At 54.9% G+C, this 22,073-nt stretch carries 20 protein-coding genes; 10 read left to right on the top strand and 10 right to left on the bottom strand.

All coding sequences use genetic code 11. The annotated features are described in order from the left end of the window. Positions 1-230: 230 nt before the first annotated feature. Positions 231-656, top strand: coding sequence for a GNAT family N-acetyltransferase (locus tag NR114_RS13455; RefSeq protein WP_041415576.1), 426 nt, complete (start codon positions 231-233; stop codon positions 654-656). A gap of 12 nt (positions 657-668) precedes the next feature. Here NR114_RS13455 and NR114_RS13450 read toward each other — a convergent pair whose 3' ends face one another. The 5 genes from NR114_RS13450 to NR114_RS13430 form a co-directional block, all read right to left on the bottom strand. Further along, complete coding sequence (locus NR114_RS13450; RefSeq protein WP_020828043.1) at positions 669-1,277, bottom strand: GNAT family N-acetyltransferase; 609 nt, start codon at positions 1,275-1,277, stop codon at positions 669-671. A 31-nt stretch (positions 1,278-1,308) separates the two neighbouring features. Continuing rightward, complete coding sequence (locus NR114_RS13445; protein ID WP_020828042.1) at positions 1,309-1,740, bottom strand: GNAT family N-acetyltransferase; 432 nt, start codon at positions 1,738-1,740, stop codon at positions 1,309-1,311. A gap of 9 nt (positions 1,741-1,749) precedes the next feature. Continuing rightward, complete coding sequence (locus NR114_RS13440) at positions 1,750-2,229, bottom strand: tetratricopeptide repeat protein (RefSeq protein ID WP_256814312.1); 480 nt, start codon at positions 2,227-2,229, stop codon at positions 1,750-1,752. Between the two features lie 133 nt (positions 2,230-2,362). Next, positions 2,363-4,534, bottom strand: a complete 2,172-nt coding sequence (locus NR114_RS13435; RefSeq protein WP_256814311.1) for a TonB-dependent siderophore receptor — start codon at positions 4,532-4,534, stop codon at positions 2,363-2,365. A gap of 9 nt (positions 4,535-4,543) precedes the next feature. Beyond that, a complete protein-coding gene (locus NR114_RS13430; RefSeq protein ID WP_048762770.1) occupies positions 4,544-5,614 on the bottom strand; it encodes a YncE family protein in 1,071 nt (356 codons plus the stop codon). 393 nt (positions 5,615-6,007) lie between these two features. Between NR114_RS13430 and NR114_RS13425 the strand changes: the two genes are divergently transcribed. Together NR114_RS13425 and ypfM are read left to right on the top strand one after the other, a co-directional pair. Further along, a complete protein-coding gene (locus NR114_RS13425) occupies positions 6,008-8,047 on the top strand; it encodes a TonB-dependent receptor domain-containing protein (RefSeq protein WP_256814309.1) in 2,040 nt (679 codons plus the stop codon). 238 nt (positions 8,048-8,285) lie between these two features. Continuing rightward, positions 8,286-8,345, top strand: coding sequence for a protein YpfM (gene ypfM, locus NR114_RS13420; protein ID WP_100396732.1), 60 nt, complete (start codon positions 8,286-8,288; stop codon positions 8,343-8,345). Positions 8,346-8,614: 269 nt separating this feature from the next. On the opposite strand, the gene acrD is transcribed toward ypfM, so the two are convergent. Continuing rightward, a complete protein-coding gene (gene acrD / locus NR114_RS13415; RefSeq protein ID WP_046372965.1) occupies positions 8,615-11,728 on the bottom strand; it encodes a multidrug efflux RND transporter permease AcrD in 3,114 nt (1,037 codons plus the stop codon). A gap of 280 nt (positions 11,729-12,008) precedes the next feature. On the opposite strand from acrD, the gene NR114_RS13410 reads away from it, so the two are divergent. Further along, positions 12,009-12,287, top strand: a complete 279-nt coding sequence (locus NR114_RS13410; protein ID WP_020828036.1) for a helix-turn-helix domain-containing protein — start codon at positions 12,009-12,011, stop codon at positions 12,285-12,287. Positions 12,288-12,313: 26 nt separating this feature from the next. Here NR114_RS13410 and narL read toward each other — a convergent pair whose 3' ends face one another. After that, a complete protein-coding gene (gene narL / locus NR114_RS13405) occupies positions 12,314-12,946 on the bottom strand; it encodes a two-component system response regulator NarL (RefSeq protein ID WP_020828035.1) in 633 nt (210 codons plus the stop codon). A gap of 161 nt (positions 12,947-13,107) precedes the next feature. Continuing rightward, positions 13,108-14,790 (bottom strand): nitrate/nitrite two-component system sensor histidine kinase NarQ, encoded by a 1,683-nt coding sequence (gene narQ, locus NR114_RS13400; RefSeq protein WP_046372966.1) that lies wholly within the window; start codon positions 14,788-14,790, stop codon positions 13,108-13,110. Between the two features lie 401 nt (positions 14,791-15,191). On the opposite strand from narQ, the gene napF reads away from it, so the two are divergent. The 6 genes from napF to nudK all read left to right on the top strand — a co-directional run bounded on the left by napF (position 15,192) and on the right by nudK (position 20,270). Next, entirely contained in the window at positions 15,192-15,692 is a 501-nt protein-coding gene (napF, locus tag NR114_RS13395; RefSeq protein WP_048762772.1) for a ferredoxin-type protein NapF, read from the top strand. Further along, positions 15,682-15,948 (top strand): chaperone NapD, encoded by a 267-nt coding sequence (napD, locus tag NR114_RS13390; protein WP_020828032.1) that lies wholly within the window; start codon positions 15,682-15,684, stop codon positions 15,946-15,948. Before napF ends, napD begins: the two co-directional genes overlap by 11 nt. Next, on the top strand, positions 15,945-18,431 hold the full coding sequence (gene napA / locus NR114_RS13385) for a nitrate reductase catalytic subunit NapA (RefSeq protein WP_115058345.1): 2,487 nt from the start codon (positions 15,945-15,947) through the stop codon (positions 18,429-18,431). The genes napD and napA overlap by 4 nt, the downstream gene beginning before the upstream one ends. 54 nt (positions 18,432-18,485) lie before the next feature. After that, positions 18,486-18,935, top strand: coding sequence for a nitrate reductase cytochrome c-type subunit (gene napB / locus NR114_RS13380; protein WP_041414810.1), 450 nt, complete (start codon positions 18,486-18,488; stop codon positions 18,933-18,935). 11 nt (positions 18,936-18,946) lie between these two features. After that, positions 18,947-19,564: a cytochrome c-type protein NapC gene (napC, locus tag NR114_RS13375; protein WP_020828029.1), complete on the top strand. Its 618-nt coding sequence runs from the start codon at positions 18,947-18,949 to the stop codon at positions 19,562-19,564. 130 nt (positions 19,565-19,694) lie between these two features. After that, positions 19,695-20,270 carry a GDP-mannose pyrophosphatase NudK gene (gene nudK / locus NR114_RS13370; RefSeq protein WP_020828028.1) on the top strand — a complete coding sequence of 192 codons (576 nt, stop codon included), beginning with the start codon at positions 19,695-19,697 and terminating at the stop codon, positions 20,268-20,270. A 48-nt stretch (positions 20,271-20,318) separates the two neighbouring features. Here nudK and NR114_RS13365 read toward each other — a convergent pair whose 3' ends face one another. Beyond that, positions 20,319-20,741: a helix-turn-helix domain-containing protein gene (locus NR114_RS13365; protein ID WP_020828027.1), complete on the bottom strand. Its 423-nt coding sequence runs from the start codon at positions 20,739-20,741 to the stop codon at positions 20,319-20,321. A 114-nt stretch (positions 20,742-20,855) separates the two neighbouring features. Further along, positions 20,856-21,404, bottom strand: coding sequence for a hypothetical protein (gene ureE, locus NR114_RS13360; RefSeq protein WP_020828026.1), 549 nt, complete (start codon positions 21,402-21,404; stop codon positions 20,856-20,858). Positions 21,405-22,073 lie beyond the last annotated feature (669 nt).

Raw genomic sequence — 22,073 nt, 5'->3', positions numbered from 1 at the left:
GAGTAAGAACCTTCTCTGCAACCCACACCGGCGCGTGTGGCCGGTGGTAAACCGCCGGGGGCGGTGAAATGAAAACCAGCGACCAGCATGCCGAAAAATGGCGGGGAGTTCCACCGTCCAATGGCCTGAAAGCCGGGGAAAAGCTGAAAAAAAACGGCGCGCATTTATTGCGGCGGATTTTGCTAATCTTAGTGCGCTATTCAGTCACCCTACATAAGAAGAAGATGATCATGGAAAAATACCTGATTGAAGTTGCCGAAAATGCGACGGAAGAAATAGAAGCCCTGATTGAAGCCGGGCTGAATCAATATAACGACGAGGTAACCGGCACCAACGATCGTCGCCCGTTGGCGGTGGTGGTGCGAGATCCGGCCAGCGGTGAAGTGTTGGGCGGCATCAGCGGACGTTCATCGTTGGGCATGCTGTTTGTGGATCTGTTTCATTTGCCAAAATCGCTGCGCGGATCGGGGTTGGGCAGCGAACTGCTGCGCCGTTTCGAGCTGGAAGGGCGGCGCAGAGGCTGTGTTTCCGCCGTGCTGTACACCATCAGCTTTCAGGCGCCGAAGTTTTATGAATTGAACGGCTGGACGCGCTTTGGCGAGGTACCCTGTCTGCCGGCGGGCACCAGCCGCGTTTTCATGATGAAGACGCTGTAGCTTAGCGGACCGTTACTCGTCTCTGACCTGTCGCAACTTATAACCCAGGTTCTTTTTCACCATCGGCCATTCGTGGTCGATGATGGAGAAAACCACCGTATCCCGATAGCTGCCATCCGCATTTTTCTGGTGATTCCGGAGGACTCCGTCTTGCTTGGCACCCAGTCGCGCGATAGCTGCTCTGGAAGCCTGGTTGTGCCAGTGAGTGCGAAACTCAACGGCAATCACCGCCAGAGAGTCAAACAGATAACTGAGTAGCAGTAGTTTGCACTCGGTGTTGACGGTGGTTTTTTGATGACTCTTGGCATACCAGGTGTAGCCAATTTCAACGCGACGGTTTTGCGCATCGGCATGACAAACACGGGTGGTACCGATGATTTTTTGCGTGGCGTTGTGCACGACGACGAACGGCAACGCTCGTCCTGCGGCCTGTTCACTCAAGGCAAAGTCGATGTAATCTGAGACGGTATTTTCTGTGGGTACCGAGGTAAACCAAAGTTCCCAAAGGCGTCCGTCGGCGGCTGCCTGTACCAGGGGCTGCGCATGCTCTCTACGCAGTGGGAGCAGGCTGACGTTGTCGCTTTTCAGCTCGGTTTCACCAAGCCAGCATAGGTCAGACATATTCTGCAACTTTCCTCGTTAAATTGACTGTTTAGCGGACATAGCCATTCTGCTCCAGGCGTTCCAAAGCCACGCTGTCAGCATAGACCATGCCGGTGGTCAGCTCGCGGAAGCGGTATTTTTTATAGAATGCCAGCTTGTCGGGAACCGAGTAGATAAACACTTTGCCGAGCGGCGCCAAATCCTGCATCACCCGATCCATCAGCTGTCGCCCCAGTCCCAGCCCCTGAAAGTCCGGATGGATTGCCACGTCGGCCAAATAGGCTACCGAGGTCATGTCGCTGATGGCGTGGGCGGTGGCCATCAATCGGCCATCGCGATAGCCCCAGTAGCAAAATTGGCTGTGTTGGTAAACGCGCTGCAGCACCTGCGGGTCACGTTGGCCCAGCCCTGCAGCTTCCAACAGTGCGGCCAATTGCGACCAGTCGACGCCATAGCGATTTGGATCGGTGACAATTTCCATGTTTTCCTCCTAGCCGATACGGTCCAGATCGGCAGCGTATTGGCGAATGGCGCGCTGATAACTGCTGATGTCGCTGTGTGAGGAGGTTTCCGCTAACAGCACCAACAAATCGGCCACCGCCTGTTTGGTTTCACCCTGGTTGTACAGCGTCATGGCGCGAAACAGGGTGATCTCTTTGGCCTCGGGAAATTCGGCCAACCCCTGATCGAAGGTGGCCAGCGATTGCTGATACAGGCCAAGCGCCCGATAGGTGCTGCCCAGGCCAAGCCAGGCTTCCTGTCGCTGCGGAGCCGGTAAATTGCGCGCCAGCGCGGCCTGGTAGCAGGGAATTGCCTGTTGCTCGAATCCTTGCACGTCGTACAGACAGGCTAATTGGTAGTGCAGCACTGCGTCTTCCGGTTGTTGCAGCAACTGCTGCTGCGCCAGTTCGGTGGCGTCTTGATAACGGCCCAGCTCTTTCAGTTGTTCGATGGTCAGCGTAGGGGACATGACATGGCCTCAGAGAAATGGGGGTTTTTTATACCTTTGGCACGCTACTACGGAAGAATTCATCATACAAGGGATATAGCGGTTAGAAATAAATCGGCCCCGTTATCCGGGGCCGTTTAATACTGTAGGGCGATCAGAACTCGTGCTTGAGCGTCACCATAACGTTACGTGGCTCGCCATAGTTGCGGGTGCTGTAGAAATTCACCTGCGAGTAGTATTTCTCGTCGAAAACGTTGTTCAGGTTCAACTGCACCGAGGTTTGCGGCGTCAGCTTGTAACGCGCCATCGCATCGACCAGCACGTAGGACCCTTGCTCGGCTTTGCGCTCGACAAATTCACCGTTGCTGGCGCCCTGGACGTTGGCATAAACATTACTCTGCCAGCGTGCGCCACCGCCCAGCGTCAGATCGCGCAGCGCACCCGTCAACTGATAGGTGGTGAACAGAGTGATGCGAGTGCGGGGCTGCTCGGTGTTGAGATCAACCTTATCCTTGTCCTTCAAGGAGAAATGGGTGATGCCCAACTGGGCATTCCAGCCCTGCGCCAGTTCACCGCTCAGCTCGAACTCCACCCCTTTGCTGGTTGCGCCCTGACTCTCATGATAGGTCTGTTGCAGCGCGTTGATGTTTTCCGGATTTTCATCCAGTACGCCCAGATTATCCTGAGTAATGCGGAACGCCGACAGCGAAACGTTGAGACGCTCATCCAGCAGCGCGGCCTTGATGCCCACCTCTTTGTTGACCCCTTCGATCGGCGCCAGATAGTGGCCGCTGCTGTCGAGATAGTTCTGGTCCTTGAAGATGTCGGTGTAGCTGGCATAGGCAGAGACCTGATCGGTCAGCTTATACACCGCCCCCAGGAACGGAGTCACTTTGTTCGCCGTGGTGGTGGTGGTGTTTTTAAAGCTGTTGAAGCGGGCACCGAGCACCAGATCCAGTTGATCCGTCACCGAGAAGTCGGCGCTGCTGTAAATCCCGATTTGCCGCGTACGGAAATCCTGCTGCGGCATTTTGTCTGACCACGCAGGTTCACCCAGGCCGCCGTTCCAGTCCTTCAGGCTGCCGCTAAACAGCTGTGTGGTACTGGCACTGCGATAGGTGCTGTAGCTGTGTTGCCAGGCGGAGGAACTGCCCACCACAAACTTGTGGGTACGGCCCAGCATTGAAAAGTCCCCGTTCAGCTTCAGGTCTACCGCGTGCTGATCCCGATAGCCTTCATAGCGCCCGGCGTAAGGGGTTGAAGGCTTCACCGCCCAGGTGTCCGGGTCGATCAGGCCGCCGAGGCTCATCGCCATTTTGGCATCGAAGGCCTGACGGTTGTGGGTGTAGTTGGCTACGCCTTTCCAGTCGTTAGCGAACTGGTGTTCCAGCGTGGCGAACTGGGTGCTGAGGGTGGTGTCCCAGCTTGACCAGTCTGAAGCCCCGCTGTAGTGGCGATCCCAGTTGATCTCGCTGCCGTCGCTGAACCAGCCGGTCGGCAGCGCGCCGCCCCAGGTGGAAGCTTTTGGCCGGTTTTGCTGATAGTCAGCCCCCAGACGCAGCAGGGTGGCGCTGGTCAGGTCAGCTTCCAACGTCCCGTAGACCGTCCCTTTGCGTTCTTGATGGCGATCCATGAAAGAGTGGCTGCGTTCACCGGAGGCAGCGACGCGCACCCTGACGGTACCTTCATCATTGAGCGGGGTACCGGCATCGATCGTGGTGCGATAGTGATCCCAGGAACCGGCCGAAAGCTCGGTACGGTAAAAAGGAGAAAGGCTGGAGGCTTTTTTCCTGACCAGATTGATCGCAGCGCCCGGGTTTCCGACGCCGTTCAACAATCCTGCCGCACCCCTGACGATCTCTACGTGATCGAGCGTGATCGAGTCAATTTCGGATTCCCCGCCGGAATAGCCGGAGTCAAAGAAAGTAGGAATACCATCGTATTGATAGCTGTCCACGCTGAAACCACGGTAGTTGAACGAAGAACGTTCACTATCGTAATTGCTTTCACTCACGCCGGTAGACCAGCGCAGAATTTCCTTCAGCGAGTTGGCGTTGAGATCGTCAATCAATTGGCGCGAGATCACCGAAACCGACTGTGGCGTATCCTTAATGCTCAACGGCAACCCGGTTGCCGTGGTCATCTGTTTGGTGGTGTAGGAGCCGGTATTCTCGGTGCTGCCGTCATCGCTGAAGGGGGACGCGACCACCTCCAGGGTTTCTTCTTTTTGGCTGTGGGCGGTCTGCTCGGTGCCTGCCGCCTGCGCCATCATCACCGGGACACACAATAGTGCGCCGCCGGAGAGGCGAATCATAAAACTAGCCATGGAGATGCCTCACAATCCGCCAAGATCAATCTTGATCAGGTAATCCTGTTTTTTCTCCATCTCTTCCTTGGACTGCTTGATGCTGGCGAACAGCTGCTGGCCGTCGGAAGAAAGCGCCAGGCTGTTAGGCAATGCATGGGTAGTGATGCTGTTTTTCACCTGATAGCTGTTGCTGTCGACGATGCTGATGCGTTTGGCTTCACGGTGAGTGATGTAGATCTCGCTGCGCAGCGGGTTAAATAGCACCGCCAGAGAATTTATTACGTCAATCTGGTGCAAGATTTTCCCGCTGTTGACGTCCACGACCAGGACGTTTGGCAGATCCGGATCGGTGATAAACGCACGGCCGGTTTTGCTGTCCAGAGCGACATTGAGGAAGAAGTGTTTCTTGGTCGGTTCGACCACCACGCGTTTGAGGATCTTATGGCTGGTGGCGTCCAGCGTAATCAGTTCGCCACGGCCGTTAACGCAGTAGATATGGCCGCGTTCACTGTCCAGCGCAATGCCGGTCGGGTATTCACCCATGTTGCCCAGCGTGGCAATTTTTTCCCGCTTGGCGGTATCGATGACCCACAGCACGCCTTTTTGCGCCGTGCCGGAAACATAAAGGCGCTGATTTTTCTTATCGAGCAGCAGTTCGCGCGTCGGGACAAACTGATCGTCTTTCACGCTTTCATTGAGTTGAATAGTCGCGAGTTCTTTACCGGTCTGGGTATCGATCACCGTGACTGAGCCGTCGACGGTGTTGCCGATGTACAACAGATGGCGCTGCTCATCCAATGCGGTGGCGAAGGCACGTCGCTTAGTGACGATATTGGCGTCGGTGGCCAGCGTGGCGGGGTTGACTCTAAAGACGATACCGCCGTTTTTTTCTTTGGCGAAGGAAGGCGTAGAGGCGGCAAACAGGGTGTTGCTGGTGCCATCAAAAGCCAGTTCATACAGGCCGTGCCCGACCGGTTTGGTTTGAAATTGACTCTCGGGAAGGTCAGCGGCCAGCGTTGAACAAGACAACAGCAGCACGGCAGACGCCAGGGCGCTGAGGGAGAAACCTTTGCCTGAAGTGGACAGGTGCATCTTCATATACATTCCTTTACATCAGTTTACGATTCGCCGATGCTAATGATATTGATTATTAATATCAATATCATTTAATTAATCATATGAAGATATGGTTGTTTGGCATTGAAATATAATGATTTATTAAATATCCCTCATAAAATCATGTTATTAAATGGCGATGTTTCCGGCATGTTTAAACTATGTAATGATTTTCATTTCGTTTTAATGTCTGAAAATATCCGCTATATTCGCCCGGCGACTGTTAAGAAGTGTAAATAAAAAATCATAACGACAGATCGTTATGGCGACGCTCGTGGTGGCATTGATGCGTACTGCGTTTTATTGCGTCAGCCGTTTTGGGAAGGCTTTGTGGGCGACAACACCCACCGGAAACAGGCTTTATTAGGAAAGGAAATGATCAATCAACCCTCCATGGGAAAGGGCTCCCGCATCGCCACGGCCATTGCGCTGGCTTTGATGTGCGCACCCCAGGTTTACGCACAGGAAGGCGGGACAGAAAAAGACAAGGATGCCTTGCAAGAGGATCAGGTCGTGGTGACCGCCTCCGGGTTCAAGCAGAACAAAAAATATGCCCCCGCCAGTATCTCCGTCATCGATAAAAAGACCTTCGAAAAGCAGAACAGCCGGGATGTCGCCGAAGCGGTGCAGGATGTTTCCGGGGTGTTCGTCAGCAACGGGGCCGGGAGCGAAGTGACCGGCGATGTGATGATCCGCGGCATGGACTCGAGTTACACCTCGTTCATGGTCAACAGCATCAAACAAAATACCGGCGAGTCGCGCCCGTATGGTCAGAATATCGGTACCGAAGCCGGTTTTTTACCGCCGCTGGCGGCCATCGACCGCATTGAAGTGATCCGTGGCCCTATGTCATCGTTATACGGTTCCGACTCCATTGGCGGCGTGGTCAACGTGATCACCAAAAAGCCGTTTGGCGTACGGGAGTGGATTGGCTCGATTGCCGGCAACAGCTTCCTGCAACAGCATCAGGACTTCGGTAACACCCAACAAGCCAATCTGTTTTTGATGGGGCCCTTGGTGCCCGATGTACTGGGCCTCAGCCTGTCGGCGGACTACCTCGATCGCCGTGAAGATGAAAAACCTAACGCCTTCAGCAAAAACAACAAGAAGTCGCTCGACATGACGCTCGGCTTTGCCGCCAATGAAACTAACCTGTTCGATCTGAACCTGGCCAAAGGAGAGAAAAAACGCAGCCGTTCTGCCAAAGGCGGCGGTACGCCGTGGGGCTGGGACTTCGATCGCGATGCTCTGAGCCTGACTCATTCAGGTTGGTACGTGGATGACAGTGTCGCCACCACCAGTTATTTCCAGTACGAGAAAGGCGAATCGGTATATCGCTCCGTCAGCCTGGCCCCGCAGCATATCCAGACCGAAAATTATGTGCTGAATAGCCAGGCCAAACTGAGTTTGGGGGAACATAACCTGACCGTCGGTGCCAATTACAGCCGCGAAACGCTCAATGACGATTTCTACGCCGACAGTAAAAAAGCGCCGGGGATCGATCCGGTAACCAAAATTTCGCGTGATGGGTGGGCACTGTTTGCCGAAGGGCAGTGGAATATCGATGACTTTTCGCTGACAACCTCGGCGCGTATGGACAGGGACAACTACTTCGGCACCCACATCAGCCCGAAACTCTACGGCAACTGGATTTTAGACGAAGCCTGGGCGCTGAAGGGCGGGATCTCTTCCGGCTATAAAAAACCTTCGCTGCGGGAAAACTCGGATCAATTCATTACGCCGCGTGGCAGCAACCCGCCTTATCCCTATCTGTCGGTGGGCAACAGCGAGCTGAAGCCGGAAACCAGCGTGAATACCGAGCTGGGCCTGTACTGGAACAACAACCGTGATTTATCCCTCGACGCCACGGTGTTTTATACCGACTTCAAGGACAAAATCGCTGAAGTTAACATCTGCGAGGCGAGTGAGAATCACCCTTGCGTGGTTAACGGCTATAACGCCGATTCCATTGATAAATATTTCAATATCGGCAAGGCCAATGTCTACGGTGTGGAGCTCAATGCCGATTGGCAGGCGACTGACAGTTTGAACCTCAGCGCAAACTATACGTTTAACAAGAGTGAACAGAAAAACGGCATCAACAAGGGTTATGCGCTGAATGACTTCCCGAAACACATGGCCAACTTATCCGCCAAGTGGGCCGCAGCTTCGGCATTGGACGTTTGGTCCAAGGTCAATTATCGCAGCCGCAACGAGGATACCGGTAATCATACCCGCTATAGCGCTTATGCCTTGTTGGATGCCGGCGTGATTTATCGCCTGGATAAGCACACTCAGGTGATGGCCGGCGTGTATAACATCTTGGATACGGCCCCTAAACGCACCACCAATTGGGGCGCTTATCCGCAGCTTGAAGGCCGTCACTACAACCTTGGCCTGCGCGTTGATTTCTAAATCTCGCTGAGTTAAAGCTCCGGCCGCCAGCCAATGGCGGTCGGTTTAGATCTTTTATCTATCTCATTTGCTGGATTGATATCGGAAGGGAATAGCCGTAGTTCTTGCTCGATAAGATAAGTACGAAAATGTGCACTATCCCCTGTTTTCGCGGGTGGCATCGTTCCCGAGGTGCTTCACTTGCTCAAAAAACAGGCGTAGAATTCGCTTCGTCTATTAATTGAGGTTGTGAATTATTATGGTTGATCGTGAGTTGGGAAACTGGAAAGACTTCATCGATGAGATGTTAGGTAACTGACACTGCGGTAAAGTTGATAGCAAGGTTGGTTTATTGGTTGGTCATTGAAACACCTTGGGATCGAGCCTCGGGTTCGAAATAAAGCAGCATCGGTTACCCGACGCTGCTTTTTTATGTCCGTTATTCCCCTGCGTCTTCCGTTGTAGTGGCTAAATACCCGTCATACTTAAAGCTGCATCTTTGTTGGCTTTCCTCACTCACCCCAGTCACTTACTAGTGTAAGCTCCTGGGGATTCGCTGCGTTGCCGCCTCGATGCAACTCCAATTATTTAGGGTATAGGTTGCTTGCCAGGGAAACGGCGGCGTACCAGCACGAAGAATAATGGCACGAAGAAGATCGCCAGCAGGGTAGCGGAAATCATGCCGCCCATCACCCCGGTGCCCACCGCATGTTGGCTGCCGGAGCCGGCGCCGCTGCTGATGGTCATCGGCAGTACGCCGAAGATAAAGGCCAGCGAGGTCATCAAAATCGGCCGCAGGCGCATGCGCGAGGCTTCCAGCGTGGCCGACATCAGATCCTGCCCTTTTTGATTCAGCTCGTTGGCGAATTCGACGATCAGAATGGCGTTTTTCGCCGACAGCCCGATAATGGTCAGCATCCCCACCTGGAAGTAAACGTCATTTTCCAACCCACGCAGCCAGGTGGCAGCAACGGCACCAATCAGGCCGAGCGGCACCACCAGCATCACCGAGAACGGAATCGACCAGCTTTCATAAAGCGCTGCCAGGCACAGGAACACCACCAGCAGTGAAATGGCGTACAGCGCTGGCGCTTGCGAACCGGAAAGGCGTTCCTGGTAGGACATGGCGGTCCATTCCAGACCGAAGCCGGTCGGTAACTGGCTGACGATTTTCTCCATTTCCGCCATCGCGGTACCGCTACTGACGCCCTCAGCCGCTTCGCCGACAATCTCCAGCGCCGAGTTGCCGTTATAGCGTTCCAGACGCGGTGAGCCGTATTCCCAATGCGAGGTGGCGAAGGCGGTGAACGGCACCATGCCGCCTGCGCTGTTACGCACGTACCATTTGTCGATGTCGCCGGGCAGCATGCGGAACGGTGCGGCAGCCTGCACATAAACCTTCTTCACCCGGCCGCGATCGACAAAGTCGTTGACGTAGGTGGAACCCCAGGCGGTCGACAGCGTGTTGTTGATGTCATCGATGGAGACGCCCAGCGCCTGCGCCTTGCGTTGGTCGATATCGATTTGCAACTGCGGGCTGTCATCCAGGCCATTGTGACGCACCCGTGAAAGCAGGGGATTGGCCGCAGCCAGTTGCAGCAACTGATCGCGTGCCGCCATCAGTTTGTCGTGCCCCTGGCCTGCGTGATCTTCCAGTTCCATATCGAAACCGGATGAGTTGCCCAGGCCGGTGATGGCCGGCGGGCTGCTGGCTATCACCCGAGCCTCGTTAATCTTATTAAACTCATGAGTCGCGCGATCGATGATATCGAAAGAGCTGTTGGCACCTGAGGTGCGCAACTCCCAGTCTTTCAAACGAATAAACATACGCGCCACGTTCTGTCCGTTACCGCCCGGCCCGGCACCGATGGTGGAGAACACCGACAGCACATCTTCTTTTTCTTTGGTCAGGAAGTAATTTTCCACCTTTTCCACGACCTTGGTGGTTTGCTGCAGGGTCGATCCTGGCGGCAGCTGCACCTGAACGGTGAATACGCCACGGTCCTCCTGAGGCAGGAAGGAGGTCGGCAGCTTGATGAACAGCAGCGCCATCCCGCCGAGCAGCAACACGTAAATCAGCATATAACGCAGGCTGGAATGGAGCACCCGCGCCACACCACGCTCGTAGCGGTCGGCGTTGCGGTTGAACATGCGGTTGAACCAGCCGAAGAAGCCGCGCTTGCCGTGATGGTGGCCTTTGGCAATGGGTTTGAGCAGGGTGGCGCACAGGGCAGGGGTCAGGATCATCGCCACCAGCACCGACAGCACCATGGCGGAAACGATGGTGATGGAGAACTGGCGGTAAATGGCGCCGGTAGTGCCGCCGAAGAACGCCATCGGGATAAATACCGCCGATAGCACCATGGCGATACCGACCAACGCACTCTGGATTTGCCCCATGGATTTGCGCGTAGCTTCCCGTGGCGGCAAACCTTCTTCGCTCATCACGCGTTCGACGTTTTCCACCACCACGATGGCGTCATCCACCAGCAGCCCGATGGCCAGCACCATGGCGAACATGGTCAGGGTGTTGATACTGAATCCGCAGGCGGAAAGGATGGCAAAGGTGCCCATCAGCACCACCGGCACGGCGATGGTGGGGATCAGCGTGGCGCGGAAATTCTGCAGGAACAGGTACATCACCAGGAACACCAATACAATGGCTTCCAGCAGGGTTTTCACCACGTCTTTGATTGAGGCCTTAACGAACGGGGTGGTTTCATAGGCGACTTTAGCCTCCAGCCCGTGCGGGAAATACTGCGACAGTTCGGCAATCTTGTCTTTCACCAACTGATCGGTTTGCAGCTCGTTGGCCCCGGACGCCAGCTTGATGTTCATGCCGGCGGCCTGCATACCGTTATAGCGGCTGAGGTAGTCGTAGTTTTCGCCACCCAGTTCAATGGTGGAAACATCGCCCAGCGTCACCAGTGAGCCGTCCTGATTGACCCGCAGGGTGATTTGCTTGAATTGTTCCGGCGTTTGCAACTGTGATTGTGCGTTAATGGTGGCGTTGAGCGCCTGCTTGTCGACCGACGGCGTACCACCAAGCTGGCCGACCGCCACCTGCGCATTCTGCGATTGGATCGCGCTGACCACGTCCTGGGTGGTGAGCTGGTAGCTGTTGAGCTTGTTGGGGTCGAGCCAGATGCGCATGGCGTATTGCGAGCCGTAGACGTCCATGCTGCCCACGCCGTTGATACGGCTGAGCGGATCCTGCAGGTTGGAAACGATGTAATCGGCAATATCCTGCTTGTCCATGCTGCCGTCGGTGGAGACGAAGGCCACCATCATCAGCGTGGTATCGCCGGATTTCGACACCGTCACGCCCTGGGTCTGCACCGCCTGCGGCAGTCGTTTGATGGCCGCCTGCAGCTGGTTTTGCACCTGCTGCATCGCCTCGTTAGGATCGGTGCCGGCCTCAAAGGTCAGCGTGACCGTCGCCCGGCCGGTATTGGTGCTCTGTGACGACATATACATCATGTTGTCCAGGCCGGTCATGTTCTGTTCGATAATTTGGGTGACGGTGTTTTCCAGCGTTTGCGCCGAGGCGCCAGGGTAGTTGGCGCTGATGCGAACGTTTGGCGGCGCGAGGTTAGGGTACTGTTCCACCGGTAATGAAAAAATCGCCAAGGCGCCGGTCAGGCAAAGAATAATTGCCAGAACCCAGGCGAAAATCGGGCGATCAATAAAAAAATTGGCCATGCAGCGCGAACCTCGTTGTGACTTGTTCTATCTTTAAGACGCATCAGAATTGCGTTTATCAGCGGCTGGGAAGGATTCCGGCGCTTATGCACTTTACTCGGGAAGTGGGAGTAAAGCGTGGAGAAAAAAAGGAGATAATGTAAATAACGGTAGGATAAACGCGCAATATTGCCATCATTGCCGTTAAAAACGTCATTAAGACAATTTTATTGCAATCAAGGACCTGACCGCTGGGGTTCCCGCGACGTCATCAGGACTCACCTTAAAGCAGGAGCAAGGCATGGAAATTAACCCGGTATTTGCCCGTCGTCTTTATCTGTGCTGGTTAATCAGCCACAGCGAACGGCCAAACGTCCCGCGGCTGATGGAATTGACCGGCTGGCCGCGTCGCACCCTGCAAGACGTGTTGAAAGCCTTGCCGGGCTTGGGAGTGGCATTGCAGTTTGTTCAGCAGGGCGTGCGCAATAACGACGGTTTTTACCAGTTGGAAAGCTGGGGGCCGATCAACAAGAGCTGGGTTCACCAGCATCATCAGGCGTTGCTTGCCGCCATCGAATAAACCCTCCCCGGCGCGCCGGGGAAGCCTTATTGACTCCGGTGTTCCAGATACATCACCGTCGCGGCCACGCGTGAACGCACGTCCAGTTTGCGCAGCATGTTACGGATATGCACCTTCACCGTCTCTTCAGAAATATGCAGTTGCGCCGCCACCTGTTTATTGGACAGGCCACGCGCCACTTCCTGCAAGACGTCCAGCTCGCGTTCGGTCAGCTCGGCAAAAGGATTATGTTGTTCACTGCGGGATAACAGGTAGTCCGCCACCGCGTCGCTGATCACGTTTTGTCCTTCCGCCGCTGAGCGAATATGCTCCAGCAGCTGTTCAGGTTCGCTGTCTTTCAGCAGGTAGCCGTCGGCTCCCGCGTCAATCAGCGCATAAACGTCGTTGCGCGAGTCTGATACCGTCAGCACGATGATCCGCGCATCGACGCCTTCATTGCGCAGCGCCTTCAGCGTGTCCAGGCCGGACAAACCTTTCATATTCAGATCGAGCAGGATCACGTCCGGAGCCTGCTGCAGCGCGAAAGTAATGGCTTCGTTGCCGTTGCTGGCTTCGGCGACCACGTTGAACAGCGGATCCAGCCCCAACAGCTGCTTGATGCCTCGGCGCATCAGCGGGTGGTCGTCGACGATCATCACTCGGTAATTCTTCATCACCATGAAATATGCTCCCTGTAGCGAGTAAAGCCACTCAAACGCGCTGTCCAGCACGCTTCACAGTGGGACTGACTCTTATAAAATAGTGGCAATTGGCGCCACAAACATCCTGAAATGACCGTCGGACATCGTTAAACCGTAACGAAGGGTGAACGGTCGTGGTTTTATGGCGGAAATGTCAGGCGGACTTCCGTGCCGTCTGGCTCACCCCGCTGGATGCGCAGCGTTCCCCCCAGCCGCGCGGCGCGTTCGCTCATGATGGTCAGCCCGTAGTGACCTTCAGGTTCATTCAGGCTGGCAATACCGCAGCCATCGTCAGCGATGCTGATCCTGTTGTCACCCTCGGCCGTGACCTCACAGCGAATCACGATCTCCCGTGCATCGGCATGTTTGATGGCGTTGAGCACCGCTTCACGCACAATTTGCAGCGCATGTACCTGCTGCTGAGCGTTAAGCGCCTGGGAAGAAAGCCGACAGTGTAACTGAATCCGCGCTGCGGTAAGAACCTTTAATGGCGCCAACAATTGGTTCAATGCGGTGTTCAAGTCGGCTTCCTGAATGTTCAGGCGGAAGGTGGTCAATAGCTCGCGCAGCTGGCGATAAGCATCGGCCAGAGCCCGATCAAAATCGGCGATAATCTCTTGTGCGTCGGGGGTGCTGTCCGCCAACGTGCGCTTGAGCAAAGTGAGCTGAATACGTAAAAACGACAGGGCCTGCGCCAGAGAGTCGTGCAGTTCCCGGGCGATGGTGGCGCGCTCTTCCATCAACAGGAATTGCATGTGCTGTTTCTGCGCCCGGTTAAAATAAACCCCGCGGCTGAGCATGTTGGCCACGCTCTGCATCAGGTGCGGATGCGGCGGATGTTCCTGATATTGCCAGCTCAGTTCCCCCAGCGGTTTGTCGCCCTGGATGATGGTCAGCGATTGCCAGTCCAGCGTCGATGAAGGGAGACCGCTGTGCAACTGCCATTCGCTGAGGCTGTCCGCCACTTTTAAGCGGATGCAATGCAAATCTTCACTTTGACGCACGATATGCAGGATTTTCTCAAAAGCCTGCTGATCTATCTGCCGCACGCTCAGCGCCTGCGAGCAGTTGTACAGCACCTCCAGCGTCTTGTTCGCCTGTTGCAGGCGCTGGGTTTTCACCTGCACTTTCTGTTCCAGCGACTGGTAAAGTTTGGCCAGATCGCCGGACATGGCGGTAAAGGCCTGCGACAGCACGCCCAGCTCGTTCGGCAGTGCGGTATCCAGCGGGAGATGGTTAAAGTCGCGCTGTTGCACACGCTGGCTGGCGTCTACCAGATGCTTGAGCGGCGCCACTACCTGACGGCGCATAAAGCGGATGCAAAACAGCACCAGACCGATGATGGCGATATAGCCCACGACGCTAATGGTGGCCACGATGGTCAGTTTCAACTCGGAATAACGCTGCAGCGCTAACACGAAATGGTCAATCTGGTTAACATAGCCGGCGATATTGGCCTGATAATCGGCCGACTGACCGGCCTGGATTTGCTGTGCCAGTGGTTGCCAGGCGTGCTGCAGCGACAGGTATTTTTCCCGCACGTCTGCAGGCACGTAAAAACGATCGAGCTTTTGCAATGCCGGGGCTTGCAGAGACTGCTGATACTGCAGCAGGTGTTGTTCCAGCTCCGGGGCGGAGCGGGTGAGATCATACGCCAGCCGGTAGCTCTGCATGCGCAGTGAACCGGCGATGTTGACCGCTTCGGCATCGCGCAGGCTGTCCGCGACGGTGGTCAGCGCCAACCCGGTAGAGAGCACGGACAGAATCACAATGCAAAACAGCGCCTTGGCCAGGCTGCTGGTCACTGAACGTTTAACAAGCAATCCTTCATCCTTCTCTTGCAGGCAATGGGCATTGCCGGGTTTCATTCGAAAGCAAAATTATAACTTTTGCAACTAAAATGCGCGGCATTGTGCGCCAGGTCGTTTGTCGCAGCGGTAAGCATCTACGTTATATAATCAACTAGATAGCGTTTGACGGCAGATCGGGGACGAAAACCCCGCGAACCCCATTAATAGATTGATCTGGCGCAAGCTACCCCCGTATTTACCCCTTTAGGGGGATTATATACCCCCCGCGCTCCTCTTATCTTACCCCCGTCTTTCTCAGGGGTTTATGCCTGTCAGCATGATGAAACCCACTGGGCACAGCAGCAACAATAACAATACAAAAACAGGTTCTATTTACACGCGATGCCGTGTTTGCAATGTCAAGGATAACCAGCATGACCATATTGTCGCGACGCAAACTGCTCGGAGGACAATGGCGTCAGCCAACTGCAGCGATCCGTCCCCCGTGGTCGCGGCAAGGATCCCTTTTTATTACCGATTGCACCCGCTGTCAGGCCTGCGTTCGCGCCTGTGAAACCGGGGTGCTCATCAGCGGCAGCGGCGGTTTTCCCGAAATTGATTTCCAACGCGCGGAATGCACGTTTTGCGGGCGTTGTGCGCAGGCCTGCGCGGAACCCGTGTTTCGTCCACTGACGGAAACCCCCTGGCGACAACACGCGGTATTCGGTACTGCCTGCCTGGCACAGCGGGGCGTGGAGTGCCGCAGCTGCCAGGACAGCTGCGAGCCCCAGGCGATCCGCTTTCGGCCCCGCTTGGGCGAAATGGCGCAGCCGGTACTGGATGTAGCAGCCTGCAACGGCTGCGGTGCCTGTGTCGCCGGTTGCCCGACCGGCGCCGTCACCTTAACCCAGAGCGAAAATAATAATGATGAATAGCGAATGGCATGTCAGCGGTCTGGTCGTGCAGGCGAGACCGGAAAGCTTTCCCCAACTCGTCACGGCCTTGCTGGCGATCGCTGACACGGAAATTCCGGCGCAGGATCAGCAGAACGGCAAGCTGGTGGTAGTGATGCAAGCGGCATGCTCTCAAGGGCTGCTGGAAAAAATTGAGTCGGTGCGCAATCTGGATGGCGTGCTGGCGGTATCGCTGGTTTATCACCAGCAGGACACTCAAGGTGAGGTAACGCCATGAAACTCAGTCGTCGAGACTTCATGAAAGCTAATGCCGCGGTAGCCGCTGCGGCCGCCGCCGGGCTGACTATTCCCACGGTGGCACAGGCGGTAGCGGGCAGTGCTGACGCTATCAAATGGGACAAAGCGCCATGCCGTTTCTGCGGCACCGGCTGCGGGGTGCTGGTCGGCACTCAGAATGGCCGTATTGTTGCCTCGCAGGGCGATCCGGACGCGGCGGTCAACCGTGGGTTGAGCTGTATCAAAGGCTATTTCCTGCCAAAAATCATGTACGGCAAAGACCGTCTGACTCAGCCGCTGCTGCGCATGAAAGACGGCCAGTACCATAAAGAAGGCGAATTTACCCCGGTCAGTTGGCAGCAGGCTTTCGACGTCATGGCCGACAAGTTCAAGCAGGCTTTGAAAGAGAAAGGCCCAGAGGCGGTCGGTATGTTCGGCTCCGGCCAGTGGACGGTGTGGGAAGGCTACGCTGCCGCCAAGTTGCTCAAGGCCGGGCTGCGTTCCAATAACCTGGATCCTAACGCACGTCACTGCATGGCGTCGGCGGTGGTGGGCTTTATGCGTACCTTCGGCATGGACGAGCCTATGGGCTGCTATGACGATATCGAGCAGGCCGACGCCTTTGTGCTGTGGGGCTCCAACATGGCGGAGATGCACCCGATCCTGTGGTCGCGCATTACCGACCGTCGCCTGAGCAACCAGCACGTCAACGTCTCGGTGTTGTCCACCTTCGAGCACCGCAGCTTCGAACTGGCGGACAACGGCATGGTGTTCACGCCGCAGACCGATTTGGCGATCATGAACTACATCGCCAACTACATCATTCAAAACAACGCGGTAGATCAGGACTTCCTGAATCGGCACGTCAACTTCCGCCGCGGTGCGACGGATATCGGCTACGGCTTGCGTCCGACGCATCCGCTGGAGAAAAAAGCGAAAAACCCGGGTTCAGATGCCTCCGAGCCGATGAGTTTCGAAGAGTACAAAGCCTTCGTGGCGGAATACACGCTGGAAAAAACGGCCCAAATGAGCGGCGTGCCGGAAGACCAGTTGGAAGCGCTGGCGAAGCTGTATGCCGACCCGAACATCAAGGTGGTGTCGTACTGGACCATGGGCTTCAACCAGCATACGCGCGGCGTGTGGGCCAATAACCTGTGCTACAACCTGCATTTGCTGACCGGCAAGATCTCCAAGCCCGGCTGCGGGCCGTTCTCCCTGACCGGCCAGCCTTCTGCGTGCGGTACCGCACGTGAGGTCGGGACTTTCTCTCACCGTCTGCCGGCTGACATGGTGGTCACCAATGAGAAACACCGCCAAATCGCCGAACAGAAATGGCAACTGCCGGCCGGCACCATTCCGGCGAAAGTCGGTTTGCATGCGGTGGCGCAAGACCGTGCGCTGAAAGACGGCAAGCTGAACGCCTACTGGGTGATGTGTAACAACAACATGCAGGCCGGGCCGAACATCAATGAAGAAAGGATGCCGGGCTGGCGCGATCCGCGCAACTTCGTGGTGGTGTCCGATCCCTATCCAACCGTCAGCGCATTAGCCGCCGATCTGATCCTGCCGACGGCCATGTGGGTGGAGAAAGAGGGCGCCTATGGCAATGCGGAGCGTCGTACTCAGTTCTGGCGTCAGCAGGTGAAAGCGCCGGGCGAGGCAAAATCCGATCTGTGGCAACTGGTGGAGTTCTCCAAACGCTTCAAGGTTGAGGAAGTGTGGCCGGCCGATCTGCTGGCGCAAAAGCCGGAATATCGCGGCAAAACGTTGTACGACGTGCTGTTCGCCAACGGCCAGGTCAATAAGTACCCGCTGTCGGAAATCCCGGCGGACCAGCTCAACGATGAGGCGCGGGAAGTCGGCTTCTATCTGCAGAAAGGGTTGTTTGAGGAGTATGCCGGTTTCGGGCGTGGCCACGGTCACGATTTGGCGCCGTTCGACAGTTACCACCAGGCACGCGGTCTGCGTTGGCCGGTGGTGGACGGCAAAGAAACGCTGTGGCGCTACCGCGAAGGAACGGATCCGTATGTGAAGGCGGGCGAAGCGGTGCGTTTCTACGGTAAACCCGACGGCAAGGCGGTGATCTTTGCGCTGCCGTTTGAACCGGCGGCGGAAAGCCCGGACGGCGAATACGATCTTTGGCTTTCCACCGGTCGGGTGCTGGAGCATTGGCACACCGGCACCATGACCCGACGGGTACCGGAGCTGCATCGCGCCTTTCCGCAGGCGGTGTTGTTTATCCATCCGCTGGATGCCAAAAGCCGTGGCCTGCGTCGTGGTGACAAGGTCAAGGTGCTGTCGCGCCGCGGTGAGGTGATCAGCTCCGTCGAAACTCGTGGCCGTAACCGCCCGCCAAGAGGGCTGGTGTATATGCCGTTCTTCGATGCGGCGCAGTTGGTGAACAACCTGACGCTGGACGCCACCGATCCGCTTTCTAAAGAAGTCGACTTCAAGAAATGCGCCGTGAAGTTGCAGAAGGTGTGAGGCTGACGAATTGCGAATGAAGACCCCATTTTATTACCCGGGAGCCAAATAAAAATGAAAAGCCCTGTTATGAAAAAGACGCTTGCCCTGTGGGTGACCTTATTGTCGCTGGCGTTCGCCGGCCTGGCGTTTGCCGCGGGTGATGTTGATCTCAGTAAATCTCCGGAAGTGTCCGCCTCGGTCGGCGGGCCGATTTCGATGCCGAAACAGCAGGAGCGGATGGCGCTGAACTATGTCAATCAGCCGCCGATGATCCCGCACAGCGTTGACGGTTACCAGATCAGCAAGAACACCAACCGTTGCCTGCAGTGCCACGGGGTGGAGCATTACCGCACCACCGGCGCACCGCGCATCAGCCCGACGCACTTTATGGACCGGGACGGCAAGGTGCTGAGCGATGTCGCGCCACGTCGCTACTTCTGCCTGCAGTGCCACGTACCGCAAACCGACGCGGCGCCGATTGTCGGCAATGATTTCCAGCCCATGCCGGGCTTTGGGCGCTAAGCGGGGGAGCTATGAGCGAACGCAAACACACCACGACTGAGAAAAAGCCCGGCCTGCTGTTACGTTTATGGCGCTGGTGGCGCAGGCCAAGCCGCCTGGCGTTGGGCACGCTGTTGCTGCTGGGCTTTGGCGCCGGGATCATCTTCTGGGGCGGCTTCAATACCGGCATGGAGGCGGCGAATACCGAGCAGTTCTGTATCGGCTGCCATGAAATGCGTGAAAACGTCTACGAGGAGTACATGGGCACGGTTCATTACAACAACCGCAGCGGCGTGCGTGCGACCTGCCCGGATTGCCATGTGCCTCATGAATGGGCACCGAAAATGCTGCGTAAGATAAAGGCCAGCAAGGAGCTGTACGCCAAGGCGTTCGGCCTGATCGACACGCCGCAGAAGTTTGACCAGCATCGGCTGGCGATGGCGAGCAACGAATGGGCGCGAATGAAGGCCAACGATTCTCAGGAGTGCCGTAACTGCCACAACTTCGAGTATATGGACTTCACCGCACAGAAAACCGTGGCGGCGAAGATGCACGACAAGGCGGTAACGGAAGGCAAGACCTGTATCGATTGCCACAAGGGGATTGCGCACAAGCTGCCGGACATGCGCGACGTTCCTAACGGGTTCTAAATCTTTTGCGGTCAAATGCCCCGTAGCGCTCCATGAGCCGCGGGGCTTTTTGTTGCAAATCCATTGCCCCTTCGGCGCTTAATCGCGGTATCATTTTTGCGTTTCAGCTAACGGAAAAGAAGAAGGGTTCATGTCGGCGAAAATTGAGAATGTGAAGAAAGAGCTGCTTTCGGATAACTGGTATGTGCTGCACAAATATACTTTTGATCTGAAGCGTAAGGATGGCGGTTCCGTTCAGCAGATGCGCGAAGTCTACGATCGTGGTAATGGCGCAACCATTTTGTTGTACAACCGTGCCAAAGGGACCGTGGTGCTGACCAATCAGTTCCGCATGCCGACCTATGTGAACGGCAACGACAGCGGCATGCTGTTAGAGGCCTGTGCTGGCTTGTTGGATGCCGATTCTCCAGAGCAATGCGCACGTCGCGAAGCGGTAGAAGAAACCGGTTTTCAGGTCGGTGACGTGCAGAAGATTTTCGAAGCCTATATGTCGCCAGGCGGCGTAACCGAGATCGTCCATTTCTTTATTGCCGAGTACCATGACGACGAGCGCAATGCGGCCGGCGGCGGTATCGAAGACGAAGATATTGAGGTAGTAGAACTGCCCTTTACCGAAGCGGTGGCGATGATTGCCGACGGCCGTATTAAAGACGGCAAAACCATCATGCTGCTGCAGTACCTGCAAATTCATCGGATCATGGGCTGAGACCTGCTGGTCATCTCGCCGGTGAACGGCGAGATGACCCCACGTTCGCTAACTATGCTTGTGGGCGTTAGGTGGGCCCGTCGGTATTTTTTGTGGCATCGTCGGCATGTATAAGGAATGGCAGAGCCGCTTATTGTTTAATTGCTTGCTTCTCCTCAGCTCGCCTGGCGTGGTCTTTAGCTGTTTTTTGAATATTCGGGTAAAAACCTGCTGAGAGTCAAAGCCATAGTCTAGTGCGATATCCATGATTTTTCTGTCGGTGAACCTCAGGGCGATAGCCGCCTCGGTGACTCGTCGCATTCTGATATATTGGGCAATGGTCAGTCCGGCATGCAATTTGAAAAGCCGCTGAATATGGAATCTGCTGTAGCCGGATTTCTTGGCAATGGTTTCAATATCCAGCTCTGCACCCAAATTGTTTTCTATCCATTTAATCATGTCATTAATAAAAATCTGCATATTAATTGCCATGGAAAACTCCTTTTATCGCATCGGCTTTTTGGGGTGTTCATACTCTGTTGCTTGGGTGAATGGCCTCTGATTTATAAAAAGAATGCTGACAGCGGGCGGGATAGGTTCCTGATGTCACGCATGGCTAGAGGGAAAGATACCGTCGAACAGCAGATCGATTTCATTGGGGGTTAACAAGGACGAAATATCGGCACCGTTGACATACCAATAGGACAGGGAGTGAAAACCGTTCTCTTTGAACAGGGCGTCCAACGTGCTGGTCGCGATGGTGATCGGGACGTAAACCAGGTTGTTCTTTATCATGGCGTGCAGCTTATGCTGCCCCAAAATCAAACCCAGTTTGAACGTATAGTGAATAATGGCGTCTGCATTGACGCAGAGCAGGCGCTGCAGGTTAATCACCATAATGTCATGCGAGATAACCTTCACGATAACGGCGTTTTTCGTCTCCTCATCCCAGATTAAAATGTCGCCATCCGCCAGCGTGCTGTTGGGTGGCATAAACACGGCCAGCCTCAGCCCATCATGGGTGGATTGTTGATGACATTCTTTTTCCAACTGCGCGGAATCCAGAATGAGATAGTCTGGTGAGGTTCCGCGGATCTTGTCTTGCCACTCTTTGTGCCGATTTATGTTTCCAAGTGTTTCACTGATAATAATCATGGTGTCTCCCTCATGTCAGTTTTAAATATCCCTATATCATTGTCTCAGTTGATTCTAAATGCGGAAGGAAACACTTTTCTCTTGTTTTTTTTATTTTATCCTTTTGGGTTTTTAAAATAGGAATGAAAATTACACGCTATGTTCGTATCGTTCAATCTATTAATTTTTATCTTTTGATCGGTTAAATCTATCGGTGGTATCGATCAAAAAATAAATATCAATAGTTGTTGGCTATTGTGTTTTGTCGAGATTGTTTTTAATCAACTGATTTTATTGGTTGTTTTGTTTTTGTTGTTTAAATGTGCACAGCATGTTCCAAGGCGCGCTGTTTCATTAGTTATATGAGGTGCTTATTAATATGCCATTTTGCAATAAAAATAATGGCACTAAAAATCAATAAACATCTCGAAAACTGATTTCTTAATAAAACTATCGCGGGGGTTATTTTATTTTCATTATGTCTGGTGCGGGTTTTAACGTCATTTTAAATAAAGTAAAGTTATAAACTACCTGCTTGTGGTTAACTCAATTGAGTGGAAGTTAATAGGAGTTTTAAAAAGAGTCTCCACCAGAACGAAAAAGCCCGGCAAGATGCCGGGCCTGGGGTAACGCGGCGCGAGATGCCTTATTTCAGCAGTGCCTGCGCCTTGGCCACCACGTTATCCACGG

It is taken from the genome of Serratia sp. Ser99, from assembly GCF_024519545.1.
Classification (GTDB): Bacteria; Pseudomonadota; Gammaproteobacteria; order Enterobacterales; family Enterobacteriaceae; genus Serratia; species Serratia liquefaciens.
The sequence above is the reverse complement of the archived record's forward strand: the minus strand, read 5'-3'. Positions and strand labels throughout refer to the sequence as shown.